Below are 11322 nucleotides of genomic sequence, written 5' to 3'. Positions count from 1 at the left end.
TCTGTTATTAAAACAGCAATAAAGTAGCAACATGTCTGAACCAGATGCGCTTTCCGGGCAAAAATCTAATTTATCAACAGCAAAACGGGCGCTTTTTGAAAAGTGGATGCAAGGTAAATTTACAGATCAGGGTATTCCTCGCCGTTCACAACAGAACCCTGCTTTTCTGTCCTTTGCCCAAGAGCGCCTGTGGTTCCTCGACCAGTTGCAACCCGGTCAATCCTTATACAACGAACCCTACGCTTTCCGCTTCAATGGCTCGCTTAACGTGACCGCACTGGCACAAAGTCTTAACGAAATCGTGCAGCGTCACGAAGTTTTGCGTACTAATTTTAGTATGGTGGATGGGCAAGCATTTCAGATCGTAGCCCCAACCTTGGCTTTAGCTCTACCGATAGTAGATCTACAATTGCTTCCAAAGAATGAGCAAGAGGCAGAGGTACGACGCCTTGTTACTGACGAGCAGGCGCGACCTTTTGATTTAGCGAACGATCCACTGGTGCGAGTCACTCTACTGCAATTAGATGAAGCTCAGTACGTGTTGCTGTTCACAATGCATCACATTGTGTGTGACCAATGGTCTTTTGGGGTAATCATCGGAGAAATAGTGGCTCTGTATGAAGCCTTCTCTATGGGTAAGCTTTCACCGCTGCCGGAACTCCCAATCCAGTATGCAGATTTTGCTGTTTGGCAGCGTCAGTGGCTCCAGGGAGAAATGCGAGAGGCTCAGCTGTCATATTGGAAGCAGCAGTTGAGTACTACTCCAAGTATACTAGAATTACCCACTGACCGCCCTCGTCCGGCAGTTCAGACCAACCGAGGCGCAAAGCAATCTCTGGCTTTGCCCAAGTCTTTAACTGAAGCTCTTAAGATACTGAGTCAGCAGGAAAAGGCGACGCTATTTATGACATTACTGGCAGCGTTTGGGACGTTGCTCTACCGTTACACAGGTCAGGACGACATCGTAGTAGGCACTACCATCTCTGGTCGTAACCGATCTGAAATAGAAGGGCTAATTGGATTTTTTGTCAATACTTTGGTCATGCGTACTGACCTTTCGGGTACTCCGAGTTTTCGGGAGATTTTAAACCGAGTGCGAGAGGTTGCTCTGGGGGCTTATGCTAACCAAGACTTGCCCTTTGAGCAGCTAGTGGAGAAACTGCAACCAAAGCGAAACCTGAGTCATACACCATTATTTCAGGTGATGTTCCAACTCCAGAATACCCCAACCACGACTTTGGAGCTAGCAGGTTTAACCTTGAGTCCTTTGGAGTTCGACAAAGAAACGGCGAAGTTTGATCTGACCCTAGGTATGGTAGAAAAAGAGCAAGGGCTGATTGGAACTTTGGAGTACAATACAGATTTGTTTGATGCCGCCACAATTCACCGGATGCTAAGGCACTTTCAAACCTTGCTCTGCGGTATTGTCGCTAATCCCGACCAGCAAATATCAAAGCTGTCAATTGTAAGTGAGGCGGAACGGCAACAACTTCTGGTAGAGTGGAATAACACTCTAGTTGACTATCCTCAAAACCAGTGCATCCATGAGTTATTTGAAATTCAGGTAGAGCGAACCTCCTCTGGAGGAGCTTCTCCTTACGGAGACGCTACGCGAACGCTAACGCCTGACCCCATTGCCGTAGTCTTTGAAGATCAACAGTTGACCTACCGGGAACTGAACCAGCGAGCTAATCAGCTAGCGCACCACTTGCGATCGCTTGGGGTAAAACCAGAGGTTCTGGTGGGAATTTGTATGGAGCGATCGCTTGACATGGCGATCGCAATTCTAGCAACCTTAAAAGCTGGTGGTGCATATGTACCATTAGAGCCATCTAACCCACAGGAACGGTTGGCTTTAATACTAGAAGATGCAAAACCACTAGTATTGCTTACCCAAAAGCAGTTAGTTGCGGAACTCCCTCAACATAAGGCTAAAGTTGTATGCATAGACGCAGACTGGGAGACAGAAGCCTCTTTCTATGGTCAGGATTACACAGAGAACCTCAATAGCGGCGTGACAGCCGAAAATCTGGCTTATGTAATTTACACCTCCGGATCTACAGGAACACCTAAAGGCGTTTTAATTACCCACCAAGCTTTGGTGAACCACAGCATTGCTGCTGCAAAAGCTTATCAACTTCAACCAGAAGACCGCATTCTCCAATTTGCTTCTATTAGCTTTGATGTTGCAGCAGAAGAGCTGTTCCCATCATGGTTAAGCGGGTCAACTGTTGTCATCCGACCTAATCGGGTACTAGCTTTTGCACACTTCCTCCAATTTTTGGAACAGGAAAAACTAACTGTTCTCAATTTACCAACTGCATACTGGCATGAGTGGGTATCCGACCTTGCTCAAACAAAAGCACCATTACCTTCCACGCTTCGTTTGGTGATTGTAGGAACCGAGCAAACTTTACCAGAAAAACTTGTACTTTGGCAGAAACTCGTAGGCTCGCGCATCCGTTGGCTTAATGCTTACGGACCGACTGAAGCAACGATTGGTGTAACAATTTATGAACCAGCTACCTGCCAAGAAAACCAATCAGTTTATAGTGTACCTATTGGTCGTCCTATTGCCAACACCCAAATCTATTTACTAGACAAACATTTCAACCCTACACCACCAGGCGTACCAGGTGAATTGTATATCGGTGGTGTTGGTATTGCCAGGGGCTACCTCAATCGTCCTGAACTCACTGCTGAGAAATTTATTCCCAACCCTTTTAGCGAGAAATCAGGGACGCACCTGTATAAAACCGGCGATAAGGCACGCTACCTAAGCGATGGAAACATTGAACTTCTCGGACGCATAGATCATCAAGTTAAAATCCGGGGCTTCCGCATCGAACTAGGCGAGATTGAATCGAAATTGAGGCAACACGCTAAAGTTCGCGAAGCGGTGGTAGTGGCTTGGGAAGACGAGCAGGGTGATAAGCACTTAGTAGCCTATGTAAGCCCTCATCCAGAGCAGACACTTACAGTCACTGAACTGCGTGGCTTTCTTGAGGAGAAGCTACCACAATACATGCTGCCCTCGACTTTCGTAATACTTCCAGCCCTGCCGCTTTTGCCTAACGGTAAGCTTGATCGACGATCGCTACCCGCACCAGAAACTCTGCGTCCAGAGTTGGAAGTTGCTTATGTGATGCCACAAACTGAGATGGAACAGGCGATCGCTACAATTTGGCAAAAAGCTCTCAATATCGAGAAGATAGGCATTCATGATAACTTCTTTGAACTTGGTGGTCATTCGTTGCTAATGGTTAAGGTTCATACTCAATTACATGAAATATTCAAAACCGATTTATTATTGCTCGATTTGTTCAGATACCCGACCATAAGTTCCCTGGCAGAGTTCTTCACTCAAGCTAAAAATCAAACATCATCTTTAAATGAAACTCATATTCAAATAGAAAAAATATCTGCTGGAAAATCTCAACAAAAAAAACGTCTTCAAAAAATGAAGTCAATGATGAATAATAAAGGAGTTAAGGAAGAATGAGTACTCCGATAGAATCTGCTCAGAGAAATGGTTCCGAAATAGCAATTATTAGTGTAGCAGGGCGCTTTCCTGGAGCAAAAAATGTTGATGAGTTTTGGAAAAATCTCCAAAATGGTATAGAGTCAATTTCTTTTTTTACTGATGAAGAACTGTTATCTTCAGGGCTAGATTCAGCTACACTTAATAACCCAAAGTTTATCAAAGCACGGGCTGTATTAGAAGATGTAGAACTTTTTGATGCTTCATTCTTCGGCTTCAATCCTAGAGAAGCCGAAATCACCGATCCGCAACACCGTCTTTTTTTGGAATGTGCGTGTGTTGCCCTTGAAGATGCCGGTTATGACTCCCAAACCTACAAAGGTTCGATAGGAGTTTACGCAGGATCTAGCTTAAGTAGCTACTTACTTAATATTTATTTAAACCAAAATATTATCAATTCTATAGATTCTCACCAACTGGCGATCGCAGGTGACAAAGATTATCTCACAACACGTGTTTCTTACAAACTTAATTTAACTGGTCCGAGCTATACAGTTCAAACTGCCTGCTCAACTTCATTAGTTGCTGTTCACTTAGCCTGTCAAAGCTTGCTAAATGGTGAATGTGATATGGCTTTGGCTGGGGGCGTTTCTATAAGTTCTTCCCGAAAAAGTGGCTATTTTTACAAAGAAGGGGGAATTGGCTCTCCTGACGGACACTGCCGCGCTTTTGATGCCAAAGCACAGGGAACTGTTAGCGGCGAAGGTGTAGGCATTGTAGTTTTGAAGAGATTAGAAGATGCTCTAGCAGATAAAGATTCTATCCATGCGGTCATCAAAGGTTCCGCTATCAATAACGATGGATCTTTCAAGGTAAGCTATACAGCACCTCGTATAGATAGTCAAGCCAAGGTGATTAGAACAGCTCAAGTAGTTGCCGAGGTTGAACCCGAAACGATTACCTATATCGAGGCTCACGGGACAGGGACATCACTAGGAGACCCGATTGAAATTGCCGCGCTAACACAAGCTTTTAGAACCAGTACTGAGATAAAGGGCTTCTGTGCGATCGGCTCGGTGAAAACAAACATCGGACATTTAGACGCTGCTGCTGGGGTGACGGGTTTGATCAAAACAGTCTTAGCTCTCAAGCATAAACAAATACCACCTAGCTTACACTTTGAGGAACCCAATCCCCAGATTGATTTTACTAACAGTCCTTTTTACGTTAATACTATACTTTCCGAATGGAAAACAAACGGCACCCCCCGACGTGCAGGTATTAGTTCCTTTGGGATTGGTGGGACGAATGCCCATGTGATTCTCGAAGAAGCCCCTGTGGAGAGGCAGGGGAGCATGGGGGCAGGGGAGCAGGGGGAGCAGGGGGAGCAGGGGGAGCAGGGGGAGCAGGGGGAGCAGGGGAGGAAATATCAGCTGTTAGTTCTTTCTGCCAAAACGGTATCAGCACTCTTAACTGCCACTACAAATTTAGTTAACCATTTAAAGCAGCATCCCGATCTTAATCTCGCTGATGTCGCTTACACTCTTAGTGTGGGTCGTCGAGCTTTCGACCATCGCCGGATGGTGGTGTGCCAAGACGTTAACGATGCAGTGAAGGTGCTTTCTACTTTAAATCCACAACGAGTGTTCACTCACTACCAGCAGCCTTCCAATCGTCCTGTCGTTTTTATGTTTTCCGGTCAGGGAACACAGTACGTGAATATGGGTAGGGAACTCTACCAGAGTCAGCCAATCTTTACTCAAACAGTTGATAACTGTTGTGAACTACTTAAACTGCACTTGGGTTTTGACCTCCGCCATGTACTGTATCCTGATGAAGCAGAGAAAGAAAAGGCAGCAGAGCAACTGAAACAGACTTTTGTTGCCCAGCCAGCGCTGTTTACTATTGAATACGCCCTAGCTCAGTTGTGGATAACTTGGGGTGTGCGTCCCGAAGCGATGATTGGTCACAGTATTGGGGAATATGTGGCAGCCACTTTAGCTGGAGTTTTCTCGCTCGAAGACGCTTTAGCGCTAGTCGCAACCCGAGGACGACTGATGCAGCAACTCCCCAGTGGGGAAATGCTCTCTGTTCAACTTAGCGAACAAGAGGTACAACCCCTATTGGGAAGGGAACTGTCTTTAGCCGCAAGCAATGGATCTGCGTACTGTGTGGTTTCTGGTCCAACCGAGGCAATTGAACGATTGCATCAAAAGCTACAAGAAAAAGCTGTAAGCTGTCGGCGACTGCATACATCCCATGCCTTTCATTCGCAAATGATGGAGCCAATTCTTGAGCCATTTTCTCATTCGTTACAAAAAGCCACACTCAATCCCCCGAAAATTCCGTTTGTGTCTAATGTGAGTGGTACTTGGATTACAACAGCAGAAGCAACAGACCCCAACTATTGGGCAAAACATCTACGGCAAACTGTGCGCTTTAGCGAGGGAATAACTGAGTTACTCAAAACACCTGAGCGCATACTGCTAGAGGTTGGTCCGGGAAGAACTTTGAGTACTTTCGCGCTTACGCATTATAATTACAAGCCAGTAGTGCTGACTTCAATCCGCCATCCACAGGAGCAACAGTCAGATGTGGCATTTTTACTCAACACTTTAGGTAGACTCTGGCTTTTCGGAGTCAAAGTAGACTGGTCTGGTTTTTATGCCAATGAACAACGCCATCATATTCCCTTGCCGACCTATCCATTTGAGCGTCAGCGCTACTGGATTGAACCTCCAAAACAATCACTTTTAGCAGGACAGTTGCAGCCAAGACTAACAGCAACCCAGTTGTGGAAATCTCTGTTAGAAGCAGGGGAAACGCAGGCTCGTGCAACTATCGCGACACTTGACGAACAAACTTATTTGGCGAACAAACAGTGGTCGGATCGTTTATGCACTACTTACATTAACCTTGCCCTGAGGAGTTTAGGTGCTTTTAGTAACTCCGATGATAAATATTCTTTTGAAGAGTTATTTGAGCAATGCCATATTGTTCCTCGCTATCAGCAATTGTTATGTCGCTTTTTGGATGTGTTGGTAGAGCAAGGTCACTTACAGCAGGAGCAGAAACTGTTTACTAAGTTTGTACCATTTTCTACTGAGTATTTAAATACTCTGCTAGAAAAAATTAAACACAGATGGGCAGACACGCCCCAAATGGTAGATTTAATTGAGCAGTGTGGCGAAAATCTGCCAGCCGTTCTGATGGGGGAAAAAGAACCGTTAGAGTTGTACTTTGCTACGGCAGATCAAAAGGCAAAAACATCAGAATCTGAATTGCCCTTAAATACCTACTTAAAAGGAATTCTCCGGGCAAGTCTGGAACAAGTGGTGAAGTCTTTACCGCAAGACGTGAACTTAAGAATCTTGGAAATCGGTGGTGGACAGGGTATTGCCACGACCGAATTATTGCCTGTGTTGCCTCCAAAACAAACAAACTACACCTTTACCGATGTGGGTGGTTTGCTCTTAAACCGAGCCAAAGAAAAGTTCGCTGCTTATCCTTTCGTCGAGTATCGTTTTTTAGACATTGAAAAATCGCCGACTGAGCAAGGTTATTCCAGCGACAGCTTTGATGTTGTCATCGCTGTAAATGTATTGCACGTAACCCGTAATATTGAAAAAACTCTAGATCACGTACGCTCTTTGCTGGCTCCTGGAGGATTTTTGTTGCTTTGGGAGATAACTCAACCTCAATTAGATTTTGACATTACAGACGGTCTGCTAATGAATCCGTTAGAGGATGAAGAACGCAGCCGAGGTAATCCATTTTTGTCTAAAGAGCAATGGCAAGAAAAACTGCGATCGCATGGATTTGGTGAGGTAGCTGTTTTCTCAGAAACAGAAGCTTTCGGGGAAGAAATACTCTTAGCTAGAGCTTCGACAACTGACTCAGCACCTACTGCATTTACAGTTCTGCTTCAAAGAGAAGATGTTCAATTATCTCCAGACAAAAAACCTGATATTGCCGACTGGTTTTACATTCCTTCTTGGAAACGCTCGATGCCGCCGCAATCATTTATACCTGGAACTGGGACAAATGAACCGGGGAACTGGTTAATATTTGTGGATGAGTGCGGGTTAAGCGAAAAAATGGTGCAGCGGCTAGCACTTGCGCGTCAGAATGTTGTGACTGTAAAAATCGGAGAACAATTTGAGCGTGAGAGTGAGTGCAGATATACGATTCATCCTCAACAACGGGATGACTACGATACTCTCCTCAAAGAACTGCGTGAACGAAATTTAATTCCCAGCAAAATAGTTCACTTATGGAGCGTCACAACCGACATAGAATCAGAATCAGAAATTGAGTTACAAAAGAAAATTGAGGCACTAGGCTTTTACAGTTTACTGTTTCTTGCCCAGGCAATTGGAGAACACAATCCAACTGATTCTCAAATTACAATTATCTCAAACAATATGCAGGCAGTAACGGGTGCAGAGGTACTGTGTCCGGAGAAGGCACTAGTTCTTGGACCATGTCAAGTCATACCGCTAGAGTACCCAAACATCAGCTGCCGTAGCATTGATATTGTTGTTCCAAAATCCGAAAGTAGCCAACAGCAGCAACTTATCGACCAACTACTAGCGGAACTAGTTAGCCAAACTTCCAACCAAGTTATTGCCTACCGTGGACTCCACCGCTGGGTGCAAGATTTTGAACCAGTCCGATTAGATGCAACCCTTGCAGAAAATCCTCGATTAAGAGAAAGAGGAGTTTATCTCATCACTGGTGGATTGGGGGGAGTTGGTTTGACACTAGCAGAATATTTGGCACAGAGTATACAGGCAAAATTAGTATTGTTAGGGCGATCGCCTTTCCCGGAACCAGACGAGTGGGAAACATGGCTATCCACTCATGATCAGCAAGATGACATCAGTTCTAAAATTCGCAAATTGCAAAGTATCGAAGCACTAGGTTCAGAAGTCATGGTGATCGGTGCTGATGTTGCTAACTCTGAACAAATGTCGGAGGCGATCGCAAAAGTAAATCAACGATTTGGTCAGATCAATGGAGTGATTCATGCGGCAGGAGTCTTCGGCGGAGGGATGATTCAACTAAAAACAAAAGAAGATGCAGCAAATGCGATCGCACCGAAAGTGCGGGGAACGCGAGTACTAGAAACTCTCTTCAAACAGACCAAGTTGGATTTCTTTGTCCTGTGTTCATCACTGAGTTCATTTGCTGGGGCATCCGGGATGGTAGATTATACCGCCGAAAATGCCTTCCTTGACTTTTTCGCTCACTACAGTGCTTCCAAATATGGCACATTTATCAAATCTATTAACTGGGATAGATGGAACAGTTTAGGAATGGCAGTTCCTGTCGAAGCACGGCATAAAGAGATAACAGGAGAAGAGTTGACAGGAGGAATGACCTATGAAGAGGGCATTGAAGCATTTAAACGCATTTTATGCAATAGTACAGTTCCTCAGGTCATTGTATCAACTCAAGATTTTTCCAGCCTGATGAAGCCAAAGAAATCAGTTAAGTCCTTGGAGGAAAAATTAGCCCAGCTGAGTCAATCCAAACCAACCCACTCCCGCCCCAATCTTGCGAATGCTTATGTTGCTCCTGGCAACGAAGTTGAGCGAAGCCTTACAGATATCTGGCAACAACTACTGGGTATTGAACAAATAGGCATTCACGACAATTTCTTTGAGTTAGGAGGAGATTCTTTATTTGCCACTCAGCTCGTTTCTCAACTGTGCAAAACTTTCCAAATAGAACTTTCATATAAGGGCTTTTTTAATAGACCGACAGTAGCTGAGTTGGCTGAGGTGATTGTACAAAAGCTGGCTGAACAGACAGATTTGGAAGATTTAGCTAAAGCTTTAGCAGATATTGAACAACTATCAGAAGATGAGGCGCAGACAATACTTGCTTCGCAAAACTTAAGTAATTAGTTGGACTTAATATGACTATACAATCATCACTTTCTCTAATGAATTAACAAGCGCCATTTATCAAGAATATTATTTGTCACTTTGAAGGAGTATATAATGCTTCAGGGAAATTCCACAAAAACTAGATTCTCCGTTTTGTTGCTTAAGTTATTAAAATTATTGTATCCACAAGGAAATGTTCATCGCTTTGAAGAGGCAATTCAGTTAATAGCTAGACAAACTTTCAATTCAACTGATAAATCAAGCAAATTTATCTACCCTGGTATTACTCACAAACCCTGGTACGAATCTGATGATTATAAGGATTTAAAATTTGTATCAGACACCCTCAAAAAAGGATTCAGTGATATAGAAAATGAGTGGTTGGCTTACTTATCATCCGGGCATAGTATTGTTCCAAGGTACAAGCCAAGTGAAATATTTGGTGAAACACTCAAGGATAAAGATGAAAATTGGAAGTATTACTTAATTTGGAGACAGGGTAAATTTACAGAAGCAGCTTTGTCTCTTTTTCCAAAAACAGTAAATATTGTGAGTAAGCTGAAACCTTTTCTCTACCCTTTCGCTGGAGAAGTAGTGTTTATCGTCATGGAACCTGGAGTTGTCTTACCACCACACACTGATGATATAAATATTTCTTTAACATGTCATTTGGGAATAAAAACCCCAGAGGGTTGTGGTATCAAAGTCAAAGGTGAAACACGAAGTTGGGCTAGAGGAGAGACTTTATTTTTTGACAATAGTTTTATACACGAAGCCTGGAATAAAGGTCAAGAAAATAGAGTTGTTTTATTATTAGATTTATATCATCCTGAACTGACAAAAATTGAAAAGAATCTACTACAGTTAGCACTCAAGTATTTCAATTTGATAGGAGTAGAAGGTGGATACAACGGAACACAAGATTCACAATACTTAAAGAAATTATTAAAAAATTTAAAATAAATTAATCAATCAGACTTGATATGGCTATAGAATCTCTTTCTTTTTTCGACACTCTTAAATTGAGTTTTGTCTTAATTACATTGTTTGTTGCCATACGCCTAATCGTTTATCTACTCAAGAGGATGCGGCAAAAGAACAAATGCAAATTGGTATGGACATCTATTGATTTTGTTGAGCGTCGCAGTCATCTCTCATATGATGAGTTTGTGCAGGAGTACGCATCTGTTGGTAAACCAGTTATCATCACTGACGTGATGCAAGACTGGAAAGCCATGAAAAAGTGGACTTTGGATTTTTTCAAGTTGCATTACGGCTCAATTGAACACGTCGTAAAAAACGACAAAAATGAAGATCGGGCTTTTATGACTATTGCTGATTACATTGACTATATGAGTGTCAAGGATAGTGACGAATGTCTATATCTAGCTAATTGGGTAGTTTCTTATTACCCTGAACTTTTAGAAGACTACAAAGAACCAGTTTACTTTTCTAATTGGTTTCAAAAATTACCAAGAAAACTTTTACAAAAATATGAATATGATAACCCAGAAATATTTATAGGTCATAAGGGTACATCGGTCGGTCTTCACAAAGACCCTAGTAGTTGTGCTGCTTGGTTGGGACTGATTTATGGACGGAAAAAAATTATTTTCTTTACACCAGAGCAAAAAGATTTATTATATGGTGGAAAAGTCGATGTTTTCAATCCTAATTTAGAAAAGTTTCCACTCTACGCCAAAGCAAAGCCAGTGGAAGTCGTACTTGAACCAGGAGAAATTATTTATATCCCGCCGAACTGGTGGCATCAAGTGAAGAACCTGGAGAACAGCATCGGTATGGGAAATCTTTTTGTGAACGAATATAACTCAGAATTAGTGTTCCAATCCTTTCTTGAGAAGGGTGATATCAAAGCTTATCTTCTACCATTAATTTTGGAGTTTCCGTGGTTGAGTAGATTTCTACTTGCTGTTGGTGTGATTTAAA

General features: G+C 43.0%; 4 protein-coding genes. All 4 read left to right on the top strand.

The window, feature by feature from the left end; translation table 11 throughout:
• Nucleotides 1–31: 31 nt before the first annotated feature.
• The gene (locus tag AABK37_RS05930) at nucleotides 32–3502 is read left to right on the top strand and encodes a non-ribosomal peptide synthetase (RefSeq protein WP_432550676.1); all 3471 of its coding nucleotides are present in this window, start codon (nucleotides 32–34) and stop codon (nucleotides 3500–3502) included.
• Nucleotides 3499–9393: an SDR family oxidoreductase gene (locus tag AABK37_RS05925; protein WP_432550675.1), complete on the top strand. Its 5895-nt coding sequence runs from the start codon at nucleotides 3499–3501 to the stop codon at nucleotides 9391–9393. The genes AABK37_RS05930 and AABK37_RS05925 overlap by 4 nt, the downstream gene beginning before the upstream one ends.
• Nucleotides 9394–9489: 96 nt before the next feature.
• Nucleotides 9490–10338 carry an aspartyl/asparaginyl beta-hydroxylase domain-containing protein gene (locus tag AABK37_RS05920; RefSeq protein WP_432550674.1) on the top strand — a complete coding sequence of 283 codons (849 nt, stop codon included), beginning with the start codon at nucleotides 9490–9492 and terminating at the stop codon, nucleotides 10336–10338.
• 146 nt (nucleotides 10339–10484) lie between these two features.
• The gene (locus AABK37_RS05915; RefSeq protein WP_432550673.1) at nucleotides 10485–11321 is read left to right on the top strand and encodes a cupin-like domain-containing protein; all 837 of its coding nucleotides are present in this window, start codon (nucleotides 10485–10487) and stop codon (nucleotides 11319–11321) included.
• The last annotated feature ends 1 nt before the right edge of the window (nucleotide 11322 follow it).

The organism is Tolypothrix sp. VBCCA 56010 (assembly GCF_050875635.1).
GTDB lineage: Bacteria > Cyanobacteriota > Cyanobacteriia > Cyanobacteriales > Nostocaceae > Hassallia.
Note: the sequence above shows the minus strand (reverse complement) of the source record. Positions and strands in the feature narration are given on the sequence as shown.

Excerpts from the sequence above, each read along its gene's own strand:
- AABK37_RS05920 (WP_432550674.1), top strand. The coding sequence starts at position 9,490 with ATGCTTCAGGGAAATTCCACAAAAACTAGATTCTCCGTTTTGTTGCTT.
- AABK37_RS05925 (WP_432550675.1), top strand. The coding sequence starts at position 3,499 with ATGAGTACTCCGATAGAATCTGCTCAGAGAAATGGTTCCGAAATAGCA.
- AABK37_RS05930 (WP_432550676.1), top strand. The coding sequence starts at position 32 with ATGTCTGAACCAGATGCGCTTTCCGGGCAAAAATCTAATTTATCAACA.